Genomic DNA, 23,089 nt, shown 5'->3' on the forward strand with positions numbered 1-23,089 from the left:
TCGGCTAGAACCAGGCGCTGGCATCGTCTTCATGTTCATCGGCGAAGGCCATGAGCACATCCAGATCGAGCACATCCAGTTTGATCCGCGAAATGAACGTCGAGAAGGCGCCTGGCCGGGCAGGGCGGCATCGAGTTCGGACAGGGGGAGCGCTGCTCACGAACATTTCCTTGGACCTCAGGTTCAATCGTTAGGCGTGCTGGCTCAGGTTTGAATCGGCAGCGAAAAAAACTTTTCAAACTACACTCAAATCCTGTTGAAACCGCCCTGTGAAACAAGACCGGTGCCTTGGCCTGCATACCTGTCTGAAAGGGCCTCACGCTGACGCGGCCGTGGCGAGGATGACAGCATGCAAGGCACAGGAGAGCAAAAGCGGGCACGCGTCCTGGATCCGGTCGATCGGGTGACGGAAGTGATCTTTGGCCTGCTCATGGCAATGACCTTTACCGGAACGATCAGCGTGGCCACGGCGGGCCAGGAGGATGAACGCACGATGATGTTCGCCGCGCTGGGGTGCAACCTGGCCTGGGGACTCGCCGACGCGGTGATGTACTTGCTGCGAACCCTGATCGAACACACGCGCAAACGTACGCTGTTCGCAGCCCTGCGCGGCAAAGCGGATGCGGCCACCGGGCAGGCGCTGATTGCCGAGGCACTGCCACCGCGTCTCGTTGCGGCGGCCGGCCCCGAAGAACTGGAGTCGCTGCGGCTGCGCTTGATCAACTATGCCAGTACCTCGGTACAGCCGCGTCTCACCTGGGACGACATCAAGGGCGCGATCGGGGTGTTCCTGTTGGTGGTGGCTTCGACGTTTCCCCTCGTGGTGCCGTTTCTGTTACTCGACCAGACCGCGCTTGCCGTACGCCTGTCCAACCTGGTCGGGCTGGTGGTGCTGTTCATCGCCGGCTGGATACTCGCGCGCTATGCCGGAGCAAAACCCTTGCTGGGTGGCGTTGCGATGGCGGTGACCGGTGCCGTCCTGATCGTCGCGATCATCGCGCTCGGTGGTTGAGCCGCCAGCCATGACATTGTTTACCCGTCGATAACTTGTTTTTGAGGTGTTGCCCCATGGCAAAGGACAAAAAGAAAGCCGCAAAGGGATATTCCGCTGAAAGTCTGAAGCTCAAGAACAAGGAGTATCTGGAGCAACTGCGCCTGCTGCACGTCGAACTGGTCAAACTGCAGGAATGGGTAAAAGCCAAGGGCATCAAGATCTGCATTGTCTTCGAGGGGCGCGACGGGGCCGGCAAGGGCGGGACGATCAAGGCGATTACCGAACGCGTGAGCCCGCGGGTGTTTCGCGTGGTGGCGCTGCCGGCACCGACGGATCGGGAAAAAAGCCAGATGTATGTCCAGCGTTACCTGCCACATCTGCCGGCGGCGGGCGAAGTGGTGATCTTCGATCGCAGTTGGTACAACCGTGCGGGCGTCGAGCGGGTGATGGGATTCTGCAGCAAGGAGCAGGTGGCCGGGTTTCTGAAAACGGCGCCCAACGTGGAGCGGGCAATTGTCGACTCCGGCGTGATCCTGCTCAAGTATTGGCTGGAAGTCAGCCCTGAGGAACAGACCCGCCGGCTCGAGGCGCGCATCAAGGATGGGCGCAAGATCTGGAAACTGACGCCCATGGACCTCAAGTCATACAGCCGCTGGTATGACTATTCGCGGGCGCGTGACGACATGTTCCAGGCGACCGATACCGAACATGCCCCCTGGCTGGTGGCCAACTCGAACGACAAGCGGCGCGCGCGCCTGAACATCATTTGCGATTTGCTCAGCCGCGTTCCTTATGAGGATGTCGTGCGTGAGAAGGTAGTCCTGCCCAAACGGCAGAAGGCTGGCGGTTACCGCGAACCGGATTATCCGCTGCGGCACATTCCCGAAAAATTCTGATGGGCAGCGTCTAGGCACATCCAGGTCGGACACTCAAGGGTCACAGTCCCATGCGCCATTCGGATGCTTTGCCGCCTACCCCGGAGCCGGGTCGTATTGCTCGTCGCGACAGCGGCGCCAGCGTCGGCTGGAGTCGTTGGCTGCCTGGGCTGCGGATGCTGCGCGAGTACCAGATGGCCTGGCTGCGCCACGACATCATGGCCGGGCTGGTGCTCACCACGATGCTGGTACCTGTTGGCATCGCCTACGCTGTGGCCTCGGGCGTACCCGGCATCTATGGCCTGTACGCAACCATTGTCCCGCTGATCGCTTATGCCCTGTTCGGACCCAGCCGGATTCTGGTACTGGGTCCGGATTCCTCACTGGCTGCGGTTATCCTCGCTGTCGTCCTGCCACTGTCGGGGGGCGACCCTCAACGCGCCGTCGCCCTGGCGGGCATGATGGCGATCGTGTCGGGAGTCGTGTGCATCCTGGCCGGCATCGCACGCCTGGGCTTCATCACGGAACTGCTTTCCAAGCCGATCCGCTACGGCTACATGAACGGGATCGCCGTGACGGTCTTGATCAGTCAATTGCCGAAGATCTTCGGTTTTTCGATCGAGTCCGACGGCCCGATCAGAAACCTGTGGGCCATCGCCTCCGGGGTGATGGAGGGCCAGACCAACTGGACCACCTTCATGGTGGGGGCCGCCACGCTGGCGGTGATCCTGCTGCTCAAAGGCAACAAGCGTATCCCGGGCATCCTGATCGCCGTGGTCGGCGCGACCGTCGCTGTGGATGTGCTGGACCTTGCCACGGGCGCTGGCGTGTCGGTCCTCGGTACGCTTCCACAAGGATTGCCGGCGTTCGCCATCCCCTGGATCAGCCGCGCCGACATTGTTCCGGTCATCATCGGCGGTTGCGCCGTCGCCCTTGTCTCGTTCGCCGACACCAGCGTGCTCTCGCGAGTCTATGCAGCACGTACCCGTACCTTTGTCGACCCGAACCAGGAGATGGCCGGGCTTGGCTTCGCCAATCTGGCGGCGGGTTTTTTCCAGGGTTTTCCCATCAGCAGCAGTTCCTCGCGCACGCCCGTAGCCGAAGCGGCTGGCGCCAAGACCCAGTTGACCGGCGTGGTCGGCGCACTGGCGGTGGCCCTGTTGCTGATGGTGGCACCGAACCTTTTGCAGGACCTGCCCAACAGCGCATTGGCAGCGGTGGTGATTGCGTCGGCCATCGGCTTGATTGAAGTCACCGACCTGCGACGCATTTATCGTATCCAGCGCTGGGAATTCTGGCTGTCGATCGCCTGTACCATTGGCGTCGCGGTGTTCGGTGCGATCGAGGGCATTGGCCTGGCGATCGTGATCGCCGTCATCGAATTCCTGTGGGATGGCTGGCGACCTTATTCCACCGTGCTGGGGCAAGCCGAGGGGGTCAGGGGCTACCACGATATCCAGCGTTACCCGAACGCAAGCCTGATCCCCGGCCTGGTCCTGTTCCGCTGGGACGCGCCGTTGTTCTTTGCCAACGCCGAACTGTTCAACGAGCGCGTGCTCAACGCCGTGGCGGCATCGCCCACGCCGGTGCGCTGGCTGGTCGTGGCGGCAGAGCCGGTCACCAGTGTGGACGTCACCTCCGCCGACATGTTGGCGGAACTGGACGAAATCTTGCACGCGGCGGGTATCAAGCTGTGCGTGGCGGAAATGAAAGACCCGGTCAAGGACAAGCTCAAGCGCTTCGGGCTTTTCGCCCGGTTTGGCGAGTCAGCGTTTTTCCCCACCATAGACGATGCGGTCGGTCGTTATCTGGAGATACATCCCGCGCCTTGATAGCGCGGGACCTGCCCAGGTTTTCAGTCCAGATCGTGCGCCTGATGCCGTTCAGGCACCTGGCTCGCCTCATCCCCCCACGTCCGGTTGACGCGCTGGCCACGGATGACCGCAGGCCGGTTGGCGATTTCTTCCGCCCAGCGCTGCACATGGGTGTACTGGTGGGCTGATAGAAACTCGGCAGCCGAATACACATTGTCGCGCACCAACTGGCCGTACCAGGGCCACACCGCGATGTCGGCGATGGTGTAGACATCACCGGCCAGGTAGGGACTTTGCGCAAGTCGGCGGTCGAGGACATCCAGCTGACGCTTGGCCTCCATCGCAAAGCGGTTGATCGGGTATTCGAGTTTTTCCGGCGCGTAGGCGTAGAAATGCCCGAAGCCGCCGCCCAGATACGGGGCCGCACCCATCTGCCAGAACAGCCAGTTCAGGGTTTCGGTGCGCCCTGCAGGATCGTTGGGCAGGAAGGCGCCGAACTTTTCCGCGAGGTAGAGCAGGATCGAACCGGATTCGAAGACGCGGATCGGCGGCTCGACGCTGCGGTCCAGTAGCGCCGGGATCTTCGAGTTCGGGTTGATCTCGACGAAGCCGCTGGAGAACTGTTCCCCTTCGCTGATACGGATCAGCCAGGCGTCGTACTCGGCATCGCCATGCCCAAGCGCCAACAGCTCTTCCAGCAGGATGGTCACCTTCACGCCATTCGGCGTGGCCAGCGAATACAATTGCAACGGATGCTTGCCTGTCGGCAGCGTCTTGTCATGGGTCGGGCCGGCAACCGGGCGGTTGATGTTGGCGAACTGGCCGCCAGACGGCGCGTTGTGTTTCCAGACCTTGGGCGGAACGTAAGACGCTTTGCTCACGAGATGATCCCCATAGTTTGTTTGTGGTGATGACATGGACTGCTTGCGATCGCGTTGGGCTGAAACAGTATGTCGCGCGAGCGTTACGAGCAACCGCTGTCGAATTCACACAGTCCCATTCGACTATGGGGCAGGGAATGCATTCGGGTCGACGTTCCCTGAACGAGGACAAATCAGGAGAACAGTATGCGTGAGCTCATCGTTGCCGCTTTCCACCCATCGACCCGATTGGCTGAATTGGCACAACAGCTGTTGTCCTGGGGCGCGGCAAGCGCCTGTTCGACGACAATGCACAAGCCTCGGCTTTCACGCTGGAGAGGTCGATCAGCACCCCTGGCGGTGTATTGATCAGCCGATACGTGCGCAGCGGGGAAGTGCGCACGGGATCGTTTGCCGCAGTCGGACCCTACTGCGTGCGGGCGCCCTTCGGCGAGGCCCGATAGTGCAGTGTCGAACAGCCTCGCAATGGTCGTACGCAAACCCTGGACCACCTCGACCTTTCAGGTTGCGCAGTCGCGCGAAATGATCAGGGAGGCGCAACTGGAAACCCTAACGAATACCAGTCCCCGCCATGGACTCCGGCACCCACTGCGCCGTCGAGAGTGGCTCGATGTAGCGGATGCCGCCATGGGGGCCGACCACGCCATTGATGTTGTAGGTGCCACGCGACAAGTCGTAAGTCATGAACGGGGTGGCATCCGGGACTTGCTGGTCATAGCTCTGGCTGAAGAACGCGAAGGAACCACGATACAGCTTGCCACGGGTGTCGTACTGATCGGACGCCACGGCGGCCCAGGTATCTTCATCCAGGTAAAAGCGGCGCTTCTGGTAGATGTGCTTGGCACCGGCCTTGAGGTTGCCTTCCACGACGTAGACGCGGTGCTTTTCCCAGCGCACGAAATCCGGTGAGATGAAATCGGGGGTGGTCAACGATTTTGCGTCGCGAGCGTAGGTGAGTTTGTAGGTGTTGTAGGGCACGATCATTTCCCGCTTGCCTACCAGCGTCCAGTCATACAGCTCCAGTGCACGGGCGGTGCCGGGGTTGGGGGTGTCGTAGGCCAGGATCGAAATCTGCTTGACTCGGCGCTGGGCCGGCATGTACTGCCAGGCACGGCCGGGAAACTCCTTGGGATTGGTGGCGTTCTTGAGCATGATCGACTCGCCGGCTCGGCGCGCAGGCCCGGTGTAGGACAGCTTCAACTGATAGTAAATGTCCGAGCTGTTGAACGGCTTCGACATGTTCTCGTAGATCGGGAACGAGACGAAAGCCTCGCCGGTGACGGCCAGACTCGGTACGCCTGCCGTGTCCACGCTCCAGGAGTCGTACTTGGAATGAATGTTGACACCCTGGTAGCGCAGCAGGAAGTTCCACATCGCCTCGGCGCCTGACTGCGGGATCGGGAACGGCACCCCGGGCATCACATTGTCGATGGCGGTCCCGCCGTTGAGGGTTTTGGCGTTGGTGGCATTTGTGCGGCTATTGTCCAGGACCGCCTGTGGCAGCGATGCCGTGCGGTGGGTCGGATACACGTCGACGCGAAAGCCGGGGTAGCGCCGGGCCAGCTCTATCGTGGTGGCAGTCAGCATGCCCGCGTACGCGTCAACGTTCTTGCCGTTGATCACCATCAGCGGTTTTTCGTGGGCAAAGGGGTCAGGGCGCATGCTGTCGCCGGCCTTGAAACTGGCCGGGGCAGTGGTCAGGCCACCGCTGTAGGGCGGAATGGAGCCATCGGCGTTGCCGGCCTTTTCGGCACCCACCGATGTCAGGCTGGTGCCCAGTCGGGCGGCTTCCTGACTCGATACATAGGCGTTGGCATCGATGGCCAGCGCCATGAGGGGAATGGCAGCCAGCAGACGTTTCACGGATTTCATATTGTTATTCTCCTGCCTGGCGTACCAGGCAACTCGTGACTCAGGGGTCGCGGTGGGATCCGTCGACTCAATTGCCAGAGACTTTTTAGTACCCCCATTAAAAAGCCCCCGATTCGGGGGCGCTTCGCATTTGACGACAGTTGCTTGACTATTCATGACACAGCTGCGGGCTTGCCAAGGGAGCGATGCACGAGCGTGTCTATTGCAGGGACTCAAGTATTGCCACTGCCTCAGGATCGGATCAGCGCATGTACGCGTGAACTGAGTTCGTTGAGGCTGAAGGGTTTGGCCAGGACCCGGGTGGTCGCATCAACCGATACCAGGCTGGAGCCGCCCGCGAAACCGGTGATGTAGAGCACCTTGAGCTGCGGGTGTTTAAGTTTCAGCTCGGCGGCCAGGCTGATGCCGTTCATCATTCCTGGCAAGCCGATATCGGTCAGGAGTAAATCCAGGTGTTCCAGTTTCTCTGCCTGGTTGAGCGCAGACACGCTGTCCACCGCTTCCACGACGCGGTAGCCGGTTTCGCTCAACAGCTCAGCGGCCATCTGGCGTACAGCTGCTTCGTCGTCCACCAACAAAATGGTTTCGTTATGACCGGGTGCCTGCGCTGTTTGGGACGTGTCCGAACGGATGTTGGCCTGTACCGGTTGTGAATGGTCGACGGGAAAATACAGGGACACAGTGGTTCCAACACCGACTTTGCTGTGAACGCGCGCCTGGCCCCCTGATTGCTGGGTAAACCCATAAATCATCGAAAGGCCAAGCCCGGTGCCTTCGCCAATTTTTTTGGTGGTGAAAAACGGATCGAAAATGCGTGGCAGGATGTCCGGACTGATTCCCGTACCGGAGTCCGTGACGGAAATGCGCACATAGGTTCCTGCTGGCATCATTTTGTCCGATGACGACGCTGGATCAATGACGCAGCGGTCGACCAGAAGATCCAGCCTGCCGCCTTTGGGCATGGCATCGCGGGCGTTGATCGCGAGGTTGAGCAGGGCATTTTCCAGCTGGTTGAGATCGCACTTGATACGGTCATTGGCCTTGAATGAACACTCCACTGCGATGCTTGGGCCGACTGAACGGCGGATCATGTCTTCCAGATCCGCCACGACCTTGCGAGGCTCGAGAAGCTCGGGATCAAGTGATTGCTGTCTTGAGAATGCCAGCAGCCGTTGCGTCAGGGCGGCTGCGCGAGAGGCGGACGTCATGGCGACGGCGTTATAGCGGGCCAATTCGTCGTAGCGACCCGCATCGATTCGCCGTTGCATCAATTCCAGGTTACCGATGATGCCGGCCAACAGATTGTTGAAGTCATGGGCGATTCCGCCGGTAAGCTGACCGACCGCTTCCATTTTTTGACTTTGCCGAAGTTTGAGTTCGGCCATCGCGCGTTCGTGCTGTTCGGTTTCAAGCTGCTGGGTGCGCTGGACGATGCGATCTTCGAGCAGGTCGTTCCAGTCACGCAACGCGCTCTCCAACTGCACACGATCATCGATGTCCTCAATGGTGCCGTACCACTGTTCGCAGCGTCCATCGATGCCGAGGCTACACAGCGCGCGGATCCTGAACCATCGGTAATCTGCCGTGTGTTTGCGCAATCGGATCTGCGAGTCGAAAGGTTGCAAGGAGGTCAATGATTGGTTCCAAAGCTGGATCAATGACGCTTTATCCTGAGGATGAACCGCATTGGCCCATTGACGCCCTAACGTTTGCTCAGGCGTCAAACCGGTATATTCCAACCAGCGCTGATCAATGGAAATAAGGTCGCCCTTGGTATCCGCCGTCCAGGGCCAGAGTGGGTTGAGCTCAGCGGCGATGCGGTAATGCCTGTCGCTTTCACGCAGTTTTTTTTCGGTCAAGCGCATGGCTAACATGGTTTTCGAACGCTTCAGCGCGGCGCCCAGCAGGTTGCTATAGCCCCTGAGAAAATCGATATCGCTGTCGGTGAACTGGCGGGGAACCCGACTATCGACTTCAAAGATCCCGAAAGGACGTTCTCCGTCAGCGCCGTGGACAAGCACGTTGACAAAGGCTTTCACCCCGTTGGCTATTTGAAAGTCGTGATAACGGAATCGCGTTTCTGACGAACTGTCCGTCGATATCACCGGCCCGTTGGTGTCCAGCGAATGCCGCTCCGGAGTGCCCTCGTGAGCTTGTACCCGGACTTTGCCGACCACATCGGGTGCCCAGCCCACACCATTGCGCACCAGGAAGGTGATGCCGTCTTCTTGCAGCAGCATGAATTTGGCCATATTGGTCTGGAGGGCATCGCCGACCAAACGACAAGCCTCGTTGAGAATGTGCTCCAGATCATCTGACGCCAGGGCCAGCTCGCCGAATTTGGCGAGCACCTTGCGCTGGCGCAGAAGCGTATCCTCGGTTGCCATGTGATCACCTATGGGCGTTTTAGTATCCGAGGATCGGGTGTCGGCCGAGGTTCAATCGATGTGATCAAATGGTTTTACGTGGTGCTCGATCCTTTATTCAGGCGTTGATTTCTCGGCAAGCCCGACGATGAGGCCCTCAGGCCCCCGAATATAGGCGAGCCGGTACGATGTCTCGTACTGCATCTGGCCAATCAGCTCTGCGCCATGGGCCTGCATCCGCGCAACGACCGCATCGATGTCATCGACGGCAAACATGATGCGACGAAGACCTAGCGCGTTGATGGGTGTATTCACAGGCCCGAACCTGACGGCGTCTGGCGTGTGGAATTTGTCCAGCTCTATGCCCTGGCCATCGGCTGTGCGCAGCATGGCGAGGGTGGCTCGCACATCTTCAAGCCCTATGAGCTTGCCGATAGCAGGCCCTTCAACGGTGGCCTGGCCCTCAAGTTCGAGGCCCAACTCGATAAAAAACGCCTTCACCGCTTCGAGATCGTCGACAACGATCAGCACGTTATCCATTCGCTTGACTGTCATGGCCTTCGCTCCTGTTTCACCGGTGTCGCGGATTTGCGGAATGGGCGTCTGGATCGACCCGGGCGAGTGAGTATAGCGAGCAAACAGCCTGCCCGAGATCTGCCCGTGTTGGCGCTAGCGAACCAGTATGTCTTTAGACTCGAAGGGGTGGGGATACCGTTCACCTTTGGTGTGGTGGACGTGCTGGTGACCTGGAGGTGAGGTGGCTGTTTAAGTGTCTGTTTAAGCGCCCTACACCTTACTTCCTGAAAGCTACAAGACCTTGCGTCGTTGCCTACGGGTACGCCAGAATCCGCCGGCTTGTGCGCCTTGGGGCTGCTCGGTACCTTGATTCGCGTCACTGCCCATCAGTGATCGGGTTTAGTCGCCCAGTGGTTTCTAGTGAGGTGCATCAGTTCTATCAGTCGGGCATTCCCATGCCTGCACTCGATGGTAGCTGTGCGCAGGGCGCCTTTGGGCGCGCCGGTTTGCTAGATCCCCGGTCGACTAACCTGCGTACAGTTGCCTCCCTTCGTTTAGTCGCGAGAGAGGGGCGCTCCATGTAAGGATCTAGCTTATGTTCAAGGTCACACCTAATCCCCCGGACACCGATCCCGCGTCCCCATACGAACCCGATTCAAACAAACTCAACGAAGCCGCCGAACGCGCCCTCGATTTCCATTTCCCCTCGACCGCCGACATCAAGGCCACGCCGCGCACCCCCGGCACGCTGTTTAGCGTCGACCCGCAAGCCACCAGCGAAACCCTGATGGTTTTTCTGGTCGAGACATTGGCGTCGGTCGATGTGATGGTGCACCAGTTGGTCGATCATCTGGACGGTGGGTCGCGCAACGCGCTGCTGGGCATTTCCAACAGCGTGATGCTGGCGGAAATCACCGCGAACCGGGTGCTGGATCAGATCGATCCGCCTGAATAGTCGCCAAGCGCGGACACGAAACACCGGCGCGGCGAAGGAGGGGAGTACGGCGTGGTCGCGCCATACGCTGCGCCCGCTGGCGTTTCACCGAGGCCGTCTATACTCGGGAACGATTTGGCAACCAAGCCTGGTAGGAGGGCATCAGCATTCATGGCCGGCAAACTCACTTCAAAGACGGCGATCGTGACCGGTGCCGCCCAAGGGATCGGCGCAGCGATTGTGCGACTCTTCGCCCAGGAGGATTGCTTTGTCTACGTTACCGATATCAATGACGACCTCGGTAAAGCCGTTGCAGATTCACTCGGTGATCGCGCCCGCTATCTGCGCCTTGATGTGCGACGCGAGGAAGACTGGTTGCGAGTGACGACGCTCATCCTGGAGGAGCGCGGCAGACTGGACGTGCTGGTGAACAATGCAGGCATTACCGGATTTGAGCACGGTGCCGTGCGGCATGACCCGGAGCACGCGCGCCTGGAGGACTGGCACGCGGTTCACCAGACCAATCTCGACGGGGTGTTCCTGGGGTGCAAGTACGCCATTCGCTCCATGCGGCCTCACAGAGCAGGCTCCATCATCAACATCTCCTCTCGCTCTGGCCTGGTCGGTATTCCGGGCGCAGCGGCCTATGCGTCGTCCAAGGGTGCAGTGCGTAATCACACCAAGACGGTGGCGCTTTACTGCGCTGAGCAAGGGCTCACCGTGCGCTGCAACGCCATTCATCCAGCGGCCATCCTCACACCCATGTGGGAACCCATGTTGGGCACGGGCTCAGATCGTCAGGCGCGAATGGATGCGCTGGTTCGAGATACACCGCTGAGAAGGTTCGGCATGCCCGAAGAGGTTGCGGCGGTGGCGCTGTTGCTGGCCTCGGATGAGGCGACGTACATCACGGGCAGTGAGTTCAATATCGACGGTGGCCTCTTGGCTGGCACGGCGGCGACGCCTGCCTTAGGGGATGACACTGGGGCCTGATGCACGGCGCAGTTTCGATCGGCAATGCACTGAACGGGTGTGAGCTCGCAGAGGCGTAGAACTCTGCTCGACAGTCAAGTCGTCTTCGCTAGCAGACCCCACATCAAAGCCGTCAATGCGAATGGCGTGGCTCGCCTCCACTTCGGGCAATGACCCGCAAATGCAGGGTGGCCGGTTCCAGGCAGCCGCCAGTGGAGAGCTGGCCGACCAGTTGCCGGTACAGCTCTTGCCACGGGGTTTGCGAGGCCGGGATGTTGGGTGTCCACTCGGCGCGGCGGCGGGCCATTTCGGTCTCGTCGACCAAAAGGTTGACCGAGCGTGCGTTGAGGTCCACGCGCAGGCGGTCGTTGGTTTTGAGTAACGCCAGGCCACCACCGACGGCAGCTTCGGGTGACATATTGAGGATCGAAGGGCTGGCTGAAGTGCCGCTCTGGCGACCGTCGCCAAGGCAGGGCAGCGAGTCGATGCCTTGCTTGATCAGCGCGGCCGGAGGGGCCATGTTCACGACTTCAGCACTGCCTGGGTAGCCCACGGTGCCTGCGCCACGAATGACCAGAATGCAGCGCTCATCGATGTCCAGCGCCGGGTCATCGATCCGGGCGTGGTAATCCTCCGGTCCTTCGAACACGATCGCGCGCGCTTCGAAGCTGTTTTCCGCGCCCGGTTCAGACAGGTAGGTCTTGCGAAACGCGTCACCGACCACCGACATCTTCATGATCGCACTGTCGAAGAAGTTACCGCTGAGCACAATGAAACCTGCGCGGTGCTTGAGTGGCGTTTCAAAGGGGTAGATCACGTCGGCGTTGCTGGTCAGTGTGCTGCTGACGATTTCGCCGATGCTCTTGCCGCTGACCGTGGTGCAGTCTTCGTGCAGGCGCCCGGCTTTCTGCAGCTCATGCATCACGGCCGGTACGCCACCCGCACGATGGAAACCTTCGCCCAGGTATTTGCCTGCCGGCATGCAGTTGACCAGCAAGGGTACGTCTTCGCCGATGCGTTGCCAGTCATCGAGGCTCAGCTCGACGCCCATATGGCGGGCGATGGCAATCAGGTGAGGCGGGCAGTTACTCGATGCCCCCAGTGCCGAGGCCACGGCGATCGCATTTTCGAAGGCTGCACGGGTCATGATCTGCGACGGACGCACATCCTGCATGACCAATTCGCAGATGCGCTTGCCGGTGGCGTAGGCCATTTGTCCGCGCTCACGGTAAGGCGCCGGAATGCTCGCGCAACCCGGCAACGACATGCCCAGGGCTTCAGCCAGGGCGTTCATCGACAAGGCGGTGCCCATGGTGTTGCAGTGGCCCACCGAGGGCGAGGCCGCGGTGGTCATTTCCATGAAGCCTTCGTAATCGATTTCCCCGGCGGCCATCAGGTTGCGTGCATGCCAGAGTACGGTGCCCGAGCCGATCAGTTCACCTTTGTGGTGGCCATCGAGCATCGGCCCGCCCGACAGGACAATGGAAGGAAGATCAGTGGTGGCGGCGGCCATCAGGCAGGCCGGGGTGGTCTTGTCGCAACCGGTGGTGAGGACGACACCATCGAGTGGATAGCCGTGGAGAATCTCCACCAGCCCCAGATAAGCCAGGTTACGGTCCAGTGCAGCCGTAGGCCTGCGTGACTGTTCGGCGATGGGATGGACAGGGAATTCCATGGGAATGCCGCCGGCATCGCGAATGCCCGCCTTGACCCGCTGCGCAAGTTCCAGATGATGACGGTTGCACGGGGTCAGGTCGCTGCCAGTCTGGGCGATGCCAATGATCGGGCGGCCCGATTGCAGCTCTTCACGGGTCATGCCGTAGTTCATGTAGCGTTCGACATACAGGGCAGTCATGTCGGCGTGGGCAGGGTCATTGAACCATTGCTCGCTGCGCAGGCGACGTCCAGGCGTATCACTCATGATTCATTTCTCTCTTGTCATTGGATGAATCGGCAATCTGTCGTGGTTCAGCGTGCAAGCAGTCCACGGGCAGCCAGGTTGCGCAGCAAGGCACTCACGCCAAAGGTCCAAGGCGTTGCCTCGGAACTGTGGGTCACCTGGTTGTGCAGGCTGCCAAGCAATGGGCTGCTGATACGCACCCGGTCACCCAGTTTGTGGGTGAACCCGCTGCCGACATGATCGCGATCTTCGGTAGGGGCGAACAGCGTACCGAGAAACAGCAGGAAGCCATCGGGGTACTGGTGATTGGCGTTGAGGGTCTGGCCGGCCAGGTCTTGCGGGTCCCGGCTGATCTGGCTCATGGAGCTCGATCCGTGCATCCGGTAACCATCCTCGCCTTGCACCTCAAGGTCGACCACGCAGGCGCGGACGTCGTCCAGGCTGAAGTGCTCGTCGAACAAGCGGATGAAAGGCCCGATCGAGCAGGAAGCGTTATTGTCCTTGGCCTTGCTGAGCAACAGCGCACTACGGCCTTCGAAGTCGCGCAGGTTGACGTCATTGCCCAGGGTTGCCCCCTGAATCTGCCCGCGGCTGTTTACCGCCAGCACCACTTCCGGCTCCGGGTTGTTCCACTGCGAACCTTGGTGAATGCCAATCCGGCTGCCGCTGCCGACAGAGGCCAGGACCGGTGCCTTGGTGAAGATTTCCGCGTCCGGACCGATACCCACTTCCAGATACTGTGACCACATGCCTTGTTCGATCAGAAAGGCTTTCAAGCGCATGGCCTGCTCGGAGCCTGGAACGATCGAGCGCAGGTTGTCGCCGATCACGCCCTGCACAGTGGCCCGCACCGCTTCAGCCTTGGCGGCATCGCCACCAGCCTGCTCCTCGATCACCCGCTCGATCATGCTGGCGGCAAAGGTCACGCCGGCCGCCTTGATCACTTGCAGATCCAGGGGGGGCAACAAATAAGCTCTGGAGGGGTCGGCGTCGGGGCCGGTGTTGGCCAGCAGGTCTTTGACACTGGCAATGAAAATCCCGGGCGTGTCGCGTACCGCCGAGAGCGGAGCATCGGATTCCAGCAAGTCACTCAAGGTCGCGAAACGCTCCGACAGGTCGAATACGCCGTCAGCGCGCAGGACGATCGGCGAAGGTCCGGCGATTTGGCCCGGCACCCAGGCACGGCCGATCAAGGTACCGGCCACACCATCGACTGGCAGAGTGTTTTCGGGAGTAAGCATTAGCGACATGGCAATCTTCCTGGTTCGTAAAGGCTTCACGCTAGGGCGCACAGCCGATAAACTCCAATGAGATAATTTCAATAAATGATAACGCACGGTTATTGCTGCCCGAGGTGTGCCCATGTCGGATCTTTCATTCACCCACTTTTGCGGATGGCTCAAATTCAGGCATTTGCAGCTGATCGACACGCTGGGGCGCACACGTAACATGCACCTGGCGGCGCAACAGATGAATCTCAGTCAGCCGGCCCTCAGCAAGATGCTCAAGGAAATCGAAAGCCTGCTTGGCTTTGCTTTGTTCGAACGCCTGCCACGGAGCATGCCACCCACTCCTCTGGGTGAGCATGTGCTGCGCTATGCGCAAATTGCCCTGAATGACGCGCGCTCGTTCGTCGAACAAATCAGCAGTCTGCGCGAAGGCGGTCACGGCCACCTCAGGATCGGCGGTATTTTCGCCGCCACCGCCGTGGCCTTGCCCGAGGCCATTTTGCAGATCAAGGAACGCTGGCCATTGCTGTCGATCGAGGTGGTGGAGCAAACCAGTAACCACTTGATGAAAATGCTCGAAGAAAAAAAACTCGACCTGGCCATCGCCCGGTTCACCGATCAAAGCCAGCAGCAACATTACGATTTCCAGCCACTGGCGCCCGAACCGTTCTGCATCGTGGTCAACGACCGACACCCGCTGGCCGCTGCCGGGCCCCTCTCATTGCAGCAGTTGGTGGACTTGCCGTGGATTCTCTACCCGGTGGGCACACCCATTCGCGGCCGCATGGAACTGGCGTTCGCCGAGGCCGGCGTGGGCATGCCGCGAAACACCGTCGACACCATCTCCATGCAGACCTTCCTGCAGGTGCTGCAACGCGGGCCCATGATCGGAATGCTGCCCAACGCCATGGTCAATCCGCTTCTCGAGAGCGGCCAGCTCAAAATCCTCGATACGCCGTTGCATCTGGTGCCACAGGATTACGGCATTCTCACGCGCAAGGGCGAGCTACTGGTGGGGGCAGCCCTGGAGTTTGCCGAAATATTGAAGGACAACGCCCGGCTGACCAAGGCTTCGACGAAGTGAAACCGCAGCCATTGGCAGGATTTATTCGATAACAGTCCGTTATCGGTTAATCCGAAAATGCCATTGGGAATGAATCGATTCGCGACAGTAGAGTGACCCCGTCGATAAAAACAATCAGGCATGTCCACATGCCCAGGGGTTACCTCATGCAAACGATTTCCGAGCAGTTACCTGCGCAGGCGCAAGCCAGCGAGCTCGACTTTGAAGACCGAACCTACCGCAAGGTCATCTGGCGCATCCTTCCCGTCCTGCTCCTGTGTTACATGGCCGCCTACCTGGACCGGGTCAACATCGGCTTTGCCAAGCTCGACATGCTCAACGAGTTGCAATTCAGCAATACGGTGTATGCCTTGGGCGCCAGTATGTTCTTCTGGGGCTACTTCCTCTTTGAAGTGCCGAGCAACCTGTTGCTGCATCGCTACGGTGCACGCTTCTGGATCGCCCGTATCATGTTGACCTGGGCCGCGATTTCCATGGCCGTGGCATTCACCGTGCCACTGGCGGGCCTCTTCCACATCGAATCGAGCACGGTGTTCTACGTGCTGCGCTTTTTGCTGGGGATCTGTGAAGCCGGCTTCTTCCCCGGCGTGATTCTCTATCTCAATTATTGGTTTCCAACCCATCGGCAAAGCCGGGTGATGTCCGGGTTCCTGATGGCCATGCCGATCAGCCTGACCCTGGGCGGCATCCTGTCCGGCTGGTTGATGAACAGCATGCAAGGCGTGCACGGCATGTCCGGCTGGCAATGGATGCTGATCATCGAGGGCATTCCGTCGGTGATCATGGCGTTCGTCGTCATCGTCTGCCTGGCCAACAACATCGACTCTGCCAAATGGCTGTCCGCGGCGGAGAAAGCCATGCTCAAGGCCAATCTGCACACCGATAACCAGGGCAAGGCCTCGCGCCTGAGCGAAGTGTTCTTCAATCCGCGGGTGTGGCTGCTGGTCCTGATCCTGCTGACCTTCAACACCGGTTTCTACGGGCTGGCGTTCTGGATGCCTTCGATCATCAAGAGCACCGGTATCACCAACAGCCTGCACATTGGCTTCCTGACCGCCATTCCCTATGCGGTGGCCGTCGTGGCCATGCTGCTCAACGCCCGCCACTCCAACCGCACCGGCGAGCGCCGCCTGCACGCTGCGATTCCTGCGTTCATCGGTGGCGTCGGCCTGATCCTCAGCGCCTTCTTTGCCGACAATCTGGTGCTGTCGGTGTTCTTCCTCAGTATCGCGGCTTCCGGGATTCTCAGCCTGATGCCGATTTTCTGGACCCTGCCGGGGACCGTGCTGTCGGGTGTCGCGGCGGCTGCCGGCATCGGCATGATCAACGCCATCGGCAATCTGTCCGGCTTTACTGGCTCCATGATCACGGCCGTGGCGGAAAACCTCACCGGCAATATCAACAACGGTACCTATGTCTTGGCGCTGTGCCTGTTCGTCAGCGGCGGGCTGATCCTGGCCATTCCCGCTTCGATGCTCGGCCGAACCCCGAAAATCGCGACCGCTACCGCGAAGCTGGAGGCCGCATGAACCTGCAGGACAAACGAGTGCTGATCACCGCAGCAGGGCAGGGTATCGGCCTGGCCAGCGCCATGGCTTTTGCCCAGGCCGGTGCCGAGGTGTTTGCCACCGACATCGATATCCAGGGGCTGGCGGGTGTTGAAGGCATCACCGCCATCACTCTCGACGTGACGTCAGTCGATGCCATCAGCGAAACCTGCGAACTCATCGGTGGACTGGACGTGTTGTTCAACTGCGCGGGTTATGTGCACAGCGGTAATATCCTGGAGTGCGACGAAGCGTCCTGGGCGCGTTCGATGGACATCAATGTCACGGCCATGTACCGGATGATCCGAGCCTTTCTGCCAGGCATGCTGGAACGTGGCGGTGGATCGATCATCAACATGTCTTCGGTGGCGTCGAGCGTCAAGGGCGTGCCCAACCGATTTGCCTACGCTGCCAGCAAGGCTGCCGTGGTAGGGCTGACGAAAGCGGTGGCGGCTGACTTCATTGGCCAGGGCATTCGCTGCAATGCGATTTGCCCCGGCACAGTAGAATCACCGTCGCTGCGCCAGCGCATTGCCGCGCAGGCCGCGCAGCAAGGCGTTGACGAAGCACAGGTCTTCAAGCAATTTCTCGACCGCCAACCCATGGGGCGAATCGGCAGCGCCCATGAGATTGCCCAGTTGGCCCTGTACCTGGGCAGTGATGCGAGCGCCTACACCACTGGTGGCGTGCACGTCATCGACGGTGGCATGAGCATCTGAGACCCGGTTTGCACTTTCAGTTTAAGCAGGAGAAGCACATGAAACTGTTGCGTTATGGCGAAAAAGGTTCGGAAAAACCCGGCCTGCTCGATGCCGACAATCAAGTCCGCGATCTCTCGGGCCATGTGCCAGATATCGCCGGGCAGGTCCTGAGTCCTGAAAGCCTGGCAGTGCTTGCCGCCATTGATCCGGCCAGTCTGCCGATCGTTGCCGGGCAGCCGCGCATTGGCGCTTGCGTAGGCCAGGTCGGGAAGTTCATCTGCATCGGCTTGAATTACGCCGACCATGCGGCCGAGTCGAACATGGAAGTGCCCAAAGAGCCGATCATCTTCAACAAATGGACCAGCGCCATCTGCGGGCCGAACGACAACCTCGAGATTCCGCGGGGCTCGCTCAAGACGGATTGGGAAGTGGAGCTCGGCGTGGTCATCGGCAAGGGCGGGCGTTATATCGATGAAGCGAACGCCATGGAGCACGTCGCCGGCTACTGCGTGATCAACGATGTCTCCGAGCGTGAATGGCAACTGGAGCGCGGTGGTACCTGGGACAAGGGCAAAGGCTTCGATACGTTCGGCCCGCTCGGCCCGTGGCTGGTCACCCGCGATGAAATTGCCGACCCGCATGCGCTGGACCTGTGGCTGGAGGTCGACGGCCACCGCTACCAACAGGGCAACACGCGCACGCTGATCTTCAACGTGCCGCAACTGATTGCCTACCTGAGCCGCTGCATGAGCCTGCAACCGGGCGATGTGATTTCCACGGGCACGCCACCGGGCGTCGGGTTGGGCATCAAGCCCCAGCCGGTCTTCCTGCGTGCGGGGCAGACGGTGCGCCTGGGCATCGCGGGGTTGGGCGAGCAGCGGCAAATGACTGTGCAAGCGGATTGAGGAGCCAGGGGTGGGGTCAACCCGGACGTTGCCCCCACCCATTCAAGGGAGGTACATGCAGGCCGTTCTCTGGTTAAGCTGCAAACTAACCTGATCCCCTTGCGGGCTATCGGGGCGCAATGGAGACAGGCTCATGAACCCGACCGAGGTGCAAACGCTCGAGCATTTGCTGCAGCGCCGCCGCAGCTGCCGCGCATTTCTTCCACAACCCGTCGACCCCGCACTGATTACGCGCCTGTTCGCCCTGGCGCAACGCACTGCGTCCTGGTGCAACACGCAGCCATGGCAGGTCATCGTCACCCGTGGCGCCGCCACCGAGCGCTTCCGCGCCGCCTACCTCAATGAGCTGCAGACGGGCTCGCCGGCGCCGGACTTGCCTTTCCCCGGTGAATACCAGGGCGTGTATCAGCAGCGTCGACGCGAATGCGCACGACAACTGTACGAAAGCATCGGCATCGCCCCGGGAGACCGGGTCGCCAGCCAGCAACAGACCCTGCGCAATTTTTCACTGTTCGACGCACCGCATGTCGCGATCATTACCAGTGATCGTGCGCTAGGCACATACGGCGCAATCGACTGTGGCGGCTACCTGGCCAACTTGCTGCTGGCAGCCGAGGCACTTGGCCTGGGGATCATTGCCCAGGCCGCGCTGGCCAGCTACTCCGGGTTTGTGCGCCGACATTTTGCAATCGGTGAGGATCGGCTCGTGGTCTGTGGTGTTTCCTTCGGGTATGCCGACCACGAATCGCCAGCCAATGATTTCTACACAACACGAGCACCCGCGCAGGAGACGCTTTACTGGCATGACCGCTGAGAGGGATTCGAGGCTCGCTTTCGGGCTTTGCGCAAACTTTCATTGACGTGCAACAGGCCCCGATCGTTGAATGGCAGTGTTCAAATCGCGCCTCACAAAGGGCGCCCATTCAACGGGTAGCGAGATCAACTGTGCTGAGAAGTGTGACGGACATGGATCTGCGCCTGTTGCGCATTTTCTCCATTGTCGTGAAGTGCGGTGGCTTTACGGCTGCGCAGGCCGAGTTGAACATGAGCCAGTCCAATATCAGCACGCATATTTCAAGCCTGGAAAAACGCCTCGGTTATCGCATCTGCGAGCGCGGCAAGGGCGGTTTTCGCTTGACCGAAAAAGGTCAGCGAATCCTCAAGGCTTCGTCGGCGTTGTTCGGTGCGGTGGATGCATTTCGCGACGAGGCACAGGATCTGGCCGGGCGCCTGGTAGGTGATCTGTACCTCGGTCTGGCCGATAACATCGCGACGTTGCCAACAGCCCGGATCGATGCGGCGATCAGCCGTTTTTATCAGCGCGACCATGACATGCACGTGCACATCTTCGTCAACTCGCCCACGGAGTTGGAGTTGGCGGTCATCGATGGGCAACTGGACCTGGCGATTTCGTATTTCAGCCGGCCATTACCGACGCTGGCCTACCAGCCGTTGTACAAGGAGGAGATCGGTATTTTCTGCGGGCACAAGCACCCGTTGTTCGCCGTCAACGTGCCCACTGTCGAACAACTGCAGGCCAGTGACTGGATCAGGCATGGTTTCCTGCCGGCCGACCAGGTCCTGCCGGTGACCCCCGAGCGCGCTTCGGCCACCGCCCATCATATGGAAGCGGTGGCCCATGGCGTACTGGCCGGGACACACCTGGGGTATCTGCCGGCCCATTACGCCCGACCCTGGCTGGCGAGCGGACAAATGCGCGCGTTGCATCCGGCGACGCTGCGCTACGAGGTCCAACACAGCATGATCACCCACGTCGGGCACCCGCAAAGCGAAGCCGTGCGTGCCTTCATCGAAGACTTGCTGGCCGAGCACAACCTGCAGCCTGTCAGCCAAGGCAACGGGTAATGTGCTTGACTGACTGATAGGCCGCCAGGCCCCATGGCCCCAGCTCGCGGCCGATGCCGCTGCCCTTGGTGCCGCCCCAGGACGTCTCGACGAACACCGCCTGAATCGAGTTGATCCAGACGTGGCCGACCTCCAGGGCCTGGGCGACCCGTTCAGCGCGGACCAGATCGGCGCTGATGACGGTAGCCACCAGGCCAAAGCGGCTGTCGTTCGCCAATGCCAGCGCCTCTTGCTCCGTTGAAAAACGACGGGTACACAACACCGGGCCGAAAATCTCTTCGCTCCACAAGCGGCTGGCCACCGGCACGTCCGCGTAAATCGTCGGGTTGACGAACCAGCCCGGGTCACGCTGCACGTCGCCACCGGTCAGGCAATGCAAGCCTTCGCTGCGGGCGATGGCGAAATATTCCGAGACTTTGGACCATTGCGCCTGACTGGTGAGCGGGCCCATATCGACTTCGCCGTTCAGCGGATTGCCGACCCGCAGTGTTTCGAATGCGCTCTTCAGACGCAGCATCAACGCATCGGCGATGCTGTCCTGGACGAGCAGACGCGAGGTCGCCGAGCACATTTGCCCGGCATTCCAGCAGATACCGGCGACGATCCATTCAACGGCCTGATCGAGGTCGCTATCGTCGAACACTAGAATGGCGGACTTGCCGCCCAGTTCCAGGGTAACCGGCCGGCAATGGGCAGCCGAGCTGCGCATGACCTGACTGCCGACGGCGTTGCTGCCGGTGAACGACAGCTTGTCGATGCCCGCATGGTTGCTCAGCGCTGCACCGACTTCGGCTTTACCGCCGACGATGTTCAGCACCCCCGGGGGCAGGCCCAGCGCATCGGCGATTTGGCCGTAGGTCTGTTCGATCAACGGCGTGATGTCCGACGGCTTGAGCACCACGGTGCAACCGGCGGCCAGCGCCGGCGCGAGCTTCCAGGCACTGGTGACCAAGGGGAAGTTCCACGGCACGATCAAGCCGACCACGCCCACCGGTTCAAGGCGCGTGTGGGCATTGAAGCCCGCTACGGCCAGCGGTACGTCCCGGTCCTGCCGGGCGTCCAGTCCTTCCGCCAGGCCGGCGTAATAGCGAAACGTGGCGACGGCATCGTCGATGTCCACCACGGCTTCATGGCGGGGTTTGCCGTTGTTCTGCATCTGCAGCGCGATCAGTGCTTCGCGGCGCATTTCAATCTGTTGGGCGAAACCAATCAAATAAGCTGCGCGTTGCGACCCACTGAGGTTGCGCCAGCCCGGGAGTGCCAGGCGCGCGGCGGCGATGGCTTGATCGACTTGCAGGGCACTGGCTGCGGTGAGCTCGGCAAAGGGTTGGCCCAAGGCCGGGTCAAAGACGGTGATGCAGTCGACGCCTTCACCGGCTACCCAGCGACCGTCGATGTAATGCGCGGCGGTCATGGCCGTACTCCCTGAAGCACGCCCTGGACAGCGTTGCGAAAAATCTGGCTGTAATCGTCAGCGCTGAGGACGCAGGCATTGGTGTCCGATGAAGAAATGTCCGCCAGCGCCTGTTCTCCCACCCAGGTCGCTGCGTCGGCATCAAGACCGATTTCACCCAGTGAGTGAGGAATGCCGAGGCGTTTGCGCAGATCCAGCACCCAATCGAGAAAGCCTTCGAAATCCGCTTGCGGCAACTCCAGATAGCGCGCCAGGCGCGCGATGTCCGGGGCAATCGTTTGCCGGTTGGCCATCAATACATAGGGCAGGAGGATCGCGTTCAGCAAGCCGTGGTGCTTGTGATAGCGGGCGCCCAGTGGATGGGCGAGCGCGTGCACACCGCCCAGGCCTTTCTGAAAGGCCACGGCGGCCATGGCGGAAGCGACGAGCATGCCTTCGCGCGCGACCATGTCCTGGCCATTGGCATGGGCATTGATCAAATGCTGCTGGATCAGGCGAATGCCCTCCACGGCAACGCCCGACGACATCGGGTGAAACAGGGGCGAGCAAAAGGCTTCAATGTGATGGGTCAGGGCGTCCATTCCCGTTGCCGCCGTCAGGGTCGGCGGCAGGCCTCGGGTCAGCAGCGGGTCGAGGATCACGGTGGACGGGAGCAGTTCCGGGTGGCTGATCACCCGCTTGATGTGCTCTTCGCTTTGGGTCAACACGGCTTCGCGGCCCAGTTCCGAGCCGGTGCCAGCCGTGGTCGGCAACGCAATCAAAGGGGGCAGCCCCAGGCGCGGAAAGTCCGCCAGGGTAGGGTAGTGGGCGATGACCTGGGACCATTCGAACCGCTGCAAGCCTTGCGCATCGACGGCCGCCAGGCTGATGCCTTTGGCGGCATCCATCGCGCTGCCGCCGCCCAGGGCGATCAGTGAATCATGCTTGCCGGCCTTGAACGCCGCAACGCCTTGGGCCACGTCCGCCATGCTCGGGTTGCTGGCCACTTCGCTGAACACGCTGAACGTTATGTCGGCCTCGGTCAGGTGAGCCTTGAGCAGCGCCAATGGTTCCAGGGACAACATGCCAGGGTCGGTGACCAGCAAGGGACGGCGCATGCCCAGCAAGGTGCAGCGCTCTGCCAATGCTTGGAGCGCACTCGGTCCGCAGAAAATATCCGTGGGGTAATTCCAATAGTGAAGGGACATCAGAAACTCCAGATCGGCAAGGCGCAGGGGAG

The 23,089-nt window shown here is 60.7% G+C and carries 20 protein-coding genes and 1 pseudogene; 12 read left to right on the top strand and 9 right to left on the bottom strand.

The window, feature by feature from the left end; all coding sequences use genetic code 11:
- Nucleotides 1-4 precede the first annotated feature (4 nt).
- Nucleotides 5-160, bottom strand: a complete 156-nt coding sequence (locus tag BKX96_RS32830; protein WP_179092133.1) for a hypothetical protein — start codon at nucleotides 158-160, stop codon at nucleotides 5-7.
- A 189-nt stretch (nucleotides 161-349) separates the two neighbouring features.
- On the opposite strand from BKX96_RS32830, the gene BKX96_RS08355 reads away from it, so the two are divergent.
- Genes BKX96_RS08355 through BKX96_RS08365 form a run of 3 tightly spaced genes read left to right on the top strand, consistent with a single transcriptional unit; the run spans nucleotide 350 to nucleotide 3,701 of the window.
- Nucleotides 350-1,012 (top strand): VIT1/CCC1 transporter family protein, encoded by a 663-nt coding sequence (locus BKX96_RS08355; RefSeq protein ID WP_077183346.1) that lies wholly within the window; start codon nucleotides 350-352, stop codon nucleotides 1,010-1,012.
- Between the two features lie 56 nt (nucleotides 1,013-1,068).
- Nucleotides 1,069-1,890 (top strand): polyphosphate kinase 2, encoded by an 822-nt coding sequence (gene ppk2 / locus BKX96_RS08360; RefSeq protein WP_046819289.1) that lies wholly within the window; start codon nucleotides 1,069-1,071, stop codon nucleotides 1,888-1,890.
- Between the two features lie 50 nt (nucleotides 1,891-1,940).
- Nucleotides 1,941-3,701: a SulP family inorganic anion transporter gene (locus tag BKX96_RS08365; protein WP_046819288.1), complete on the top strand. Its 1,761-nt coding sequence runs from the start codon at nucleotides 1,941-1,943 to the stop codon at nucleotides 3,699-3,701.
- Nucleotides 3,702-3,724: 23 nt separating this feature from the next.
- Here the strand turns inward: BKX96_RS08365 and yghU are convergent, their stop codons facing one another.
- Nucleotides 3,725-4,564: a glutathione-dependent disulfide-bond oxidoreductase gene (gene yghU / locus BKX96_RS08370; protein WP_077183347.1), complete on the bottom strand. Its 840-nt coding sequence runs from the start codon at nucleotides 4,562-4,564 to the stop codon at nucleotides 3,725-3,727.
- Between the two features lie 251 nt (nucleotides 4,565-4,815).
- On the opposite strand from yghU, the pseudogene BKX96_RS33130 reads away from it, so the two are divergent.
- Nucleotides 4,816-5,007: pseudogene (locus BKX96_RS33130) on the top strand (hypothetical protein); the annotation flags it as partial.
- Between the two features lie 106 nt (nucleotides 5,008-5,113).
- Here the strand turns inward: BKX96_RS33130 and BKX96_RS08380 are convergent.
- From BKX96_RS08380 to BKX96_RS08390, 3 genes are all read right to left on the bottom strand, one after another.
- Nucleotides 5,114-6,436 (bottom strand): DUF1329 domain-containing protein, encoded by a 1,323-nt coding sequence (locus tag BKX96_RS08380; RefSeq protein ID WP_077183348.1) that lies wholly within the window; start codon nucleotides 6,434-6,436, stop codon nucleotides 5,114-5,116.
- Between the two features lie 230 nt (nucleotides 6,437-6,666).
- Nucleotides 6,667-8,823, bottom strand: a complete 2,157-nt coding sequence (locus tag BKX96_RS08385; protein ID WP_046819285.1) for an ATP-binding protein — start codon at nucleotides 8,821-8,823, stop codon at nucleotides 6,667-6,669.
- Nucleotides 8,824-8,916: 93 nt separating this feature from the next.
- Complete coding sequence (locus BKX96_RS08390) at nucleotides 8,917-9,357, bottom strand: VOC family protein (protein WP_046819284.1); 441 nt, start codon at nucleotides 9,355-9,357, stop codon at nucleotides 8,917-8,919.
- A gap of 556 nt (nucleotides 9,358-9,913) precedes the next feature.
- Here BKX96_RS08390 and BKX96_RS08395 point away from each other — a divergent pair.
- Together BKX96_RS08395 and BKX96_RS08400 are read left to right on the top strand one after the other, a co-directional pair.
- Entirely contained in the window at nucleotides 9,914-10,273 is a 360-nt protein-coding gene (locus BKX96_RS08395) for a DUF6124 family protein (protein WP_046819283.1), read from the top strand.
- Between the two features lie 150 nt (nucleotides 10,274-10,423).
- Complete coding sequence (locus tag BKX96_RS08400; protein ID WP_077183349.1) at nucleotides 10,424-11,245, top strand: SDR family oxidoreductase; 822 nt, start codon at nucleotides 10,424-10,426, stop codon at nucleotides 11,243-11,245.
- A gap of 112 nt (nucleotides 11,246-11,357) precedes the next feature.
- On the opposite strand, the gene BKX96_RS08405 is transcribed toward BKX96_RS08400, so the two are convergent.
- Together BKX96_RS08405 and BKX96_RS08410 are read right to left on the bottom strand one after the other, a co-directional pair.
- Nucleotides 11,358-13,145, bottom strand: a complete 1,788-nt coding sequence (locus tag BKX96_RS08405) for an IlvD/Edd family dehydratase (protein ID WP_077183350.1) — start codon at nucleotides 13,143-13,145, stop codon at nucleotides 11,358-11,360.
- Between the two features lie 47 nt (nucleotides 13,146-13,192).
- The gene (locus tag BKX96_RS08410; RefSeq protein ID WP_046819280.1) at nucleotides 13,193-14,374 is read right to left on the bottom strand and encodes a fumarylacetoacetate hydrolase family protein; all 1,182 of its coding nucleotides are present in this window, start codon (nucleotides 14,372-14,374) and stop codon (nucleotides 13,193-13,195) included.
- 112 nt (nucleotides 14,375-14,486) lie between these two features.
- Here BKX96_RS08410 and BKX96_RS08415 point away from each other — a divergent pair, with 112 nt between their 5' ends.
- From BKX96_RS08415 to BKX96_RS08440, 6 genes are all read left to right on the top strand, one after another.
- A complete protein-coding gene (locus BKX96_RS08415) occupies nucleotides 14,487-15,437 on the top strand; it encodes a LysR family transcriptional regulator (RefSeq protein ID WP_046819279.1) in 951 nt (316 codons plus the stop codon).
- Nucleotides 15,438-15,583: 146 nt separating this feature from the next.
- On the top strand, nucleotides 15,584-16,966 hold the full coding sequence (locus BKX96_RS08420; protein WP_077183351.1) for an MFS transporter: 1,383 nt from the start codon (nucleotides 15,584-15,586) through the stop codon (nucleotides 16,964-16,966).
- Complete coding sequence (locus BKX96_RS08425; protein ID WP_077183352.1) at nucleotides 16,963-17,703, top strand: SDR family oxidoreductase; 741 nt, start codon at nucleotides 16,963-16,965, stop codon at nucleotides 17,701-17,703. Before BKX96_RS08420 ends, BKX96_RS08425 begins: the two co-directional genes overlap by 4 nt.
- A 38-nt stretch (nucleotides 17,704-17,741) precedes the next feature.
- Nucleotides 17,742-18,590 (top strand): ureidoglycolate lyase, encoded by an 849-nt coding sequence (locus tag BKX96_RS08430; protein WP_077183353.1) that lies wholly within the window; start codon nucleotides 17,742-17,744, stop codon nucleotides 18,588-18,590.
- Between the two features lie 133 nt (nucleotides 18,591-18,723).
- Nucleotides 18,724-19,404, top strand: coding sequence for a nitroreductase (locus BKX96_RS08435; RefSeq protein ID WP_046819275.1), 681 nt, complete (start codon nucleotides 18,724-18,726; stop codon nucleotides 19,402-19,404).
- Between the two features lie 131 nt (nucleotides 19,405-19,535).
- Nucleotides 19,536-20,456 carry a LysR family transcriptional regulator gene (locus tag BKX96_RS08440; protein WP_077183354.1) on the top strand — a complete coding sequence of 307 codons (921 nt, stop codon included), beginning with the start codon at nucleotides 19,536-19,538 and terminating at the stop codon, nucleotides 20,454-20,456.
- Here BKX96_RS08440 and BKX96_RS08445 read toward each other — a convergent pair.
- Both BKX96_RS08445 and BKX96_RS08450 read right to left on the bottom strand, forming a co-directional pair.
- On the bottom strand, nucleotides 20,437-21,870 hold the full coding sequence (locus BKX96_RS08445; RefSeq protein WP_077183355.1) for an aldehyde dehydrogenase family protein: 1,434 nt from the start codon (nucleotides 21,868-21,870) through the stop codon (nucleotides 20,437-20,439). The two genes, BKX96_RS08440 and BKX96_RS08445, sit on opposite strands and share 20 nt — an antisense overlap.
- Entirely contained in the window at nucleotides 21,867-23,060 is a 1,194-nt protein-coding gene (locus tag BKX96_RS08450; protein WP_256721485.1) for an iron-containing alcohol dehydrogenase, read from the bottom strand. The genes BKX96_RS08445 and BKX96_RS08450 overlap by 4 nt, the downstream gene beginning before the upstream one ends.
- Nucleotides 23,061-23,089 lie beyond the last annotated feature (29 nt).

The sequence above is a fragment of the Pseudomonas putida genome, from assembly GCF_001976065.1.
GTDB classification, from domain to species: Bacteria; Pseudomonadota; Gammaproteobacteria; order Pseudomonadales; family Pseudomonadaceae; genus Aquipseudomonas; species Aquipseudomonas serbica.

Excerpts from the sequence above, each read along its gene's own strand:
- BKX96_RS08355 (WP_077183346.1), top strand. The coding sequence starts at position 350 with ATGCAAGGCACAGGAGAGCAAAAGCGGGCACGCGTCCTGGATCCGGTC.
- ppk2 (WP_046819289.1), top strand. The coding sequence starts at position 1,069 with ATGGCAAAGGACAAAAAGAAAGCCGCAAAGGGATATTCCGCTGAAAGT.
- BKX96_RS08365 (WP_046819288.1), top strand. The coding sequence starts at position 1,941 with ATGCGCCATTCGGATGCTTTGCCGCCTACCCCGGAGCCGGGTCGTATT.
- BKX96_RS08380 (WP_077183348.1), bottom strand. The coding sequence starts at position 6,436 with ATGAAATCCGTGAAACGTCTGCTGGCTGCCATTCCCCTCATGGCGCTG.
- BKX96_RS08385 (WP_046819285.1), bottom strand. The coding sequence starts at position 8,823 with ATGGCAACCGAGGATACGCTTCTGCGCCAGCGCAAGGTGCTCGCCAAA.
- BKX96_RS08390 (WP_046819284.1), bottom strand. The coding sequence starts at position 9,357 with ATGACAGTCAAGCGAATGGATAACGTGCTGATCGTTGTCGACGATCTC.
- BKX96_RS08395 (WP_046819283.1), top strand. The coding sequence starts at position 9,914 with ATGTTCAAGGTCACACCTAATCCCCCGGACACCGATCCCGCGTCCCCA.
- BKX96_RS08400 (WP_077183349.1), top strand. The coding sequence starts at position 10,424 with ATGGCCGGCAAACTCACTTCAAAGACGGCGATCGTGACCGGTGCCGCC.
- BKX96_RS08405 (WP_077183350.1), bottom strand. The coding sequence starts at position 13,145 with ATGAGTGATACGCCTGGACGTCGCCTGCGCAGCGAGCAATGGTTCAAT.
- BKX96_RS08410 (WP_046819280.1), bottom strand. The coding sequence starts at position 14,374 with ATGTCGCTAATGCTTACTCCCGAAAACACTCTGCCAGTCGATGGTGTG.
- BKX96_RS08415 (WP_046819279.1), top strand. The coding sequence starts at position 14,487 with ATGTCGGATCTTTCATTCACCCACTTTTGCGGATGGCTCAAATTCAGG.
- BKX96_RS08420 (WP_077183351.1), top strand. The coding sequence starts at position 15,584 with ATGCAAACGATTTCCGAGCAGTTACCTGCGCAGGCGCAAGCCAGCGAG.
- BKX96_RS08425 (WP_077183352.1), top strand. The coding sequence starts at position 16,963 with ATGAACCTGCAGGACAAACGAGTGCTGATCACCGCAGCAGGGCAGGGT.
- BKX96_RS08430 (WP_077183353.1), top strand. The coding sequence starts at position 17,742 with ATGAAACTGTTGCGTTATGGCGAAAAAGGTTCGGAAAAACCCGGCCTG.
- BKX96_RS08435 (WP_046819275.1), top strand. The coding sequence starts at position 18,724 with ATGAACCCGACCGAGGTGCAAACGCTCGAGCATTTGCTGCAGCGCCGC.
- BKX96_RS08445 (WP_077183355.1), bottom strand. The coding sequence starts at position 21,870 with ATGACCGCCGCGCATTACATCGACGGTCGCTGGGTAGCCGGTGAAGGC.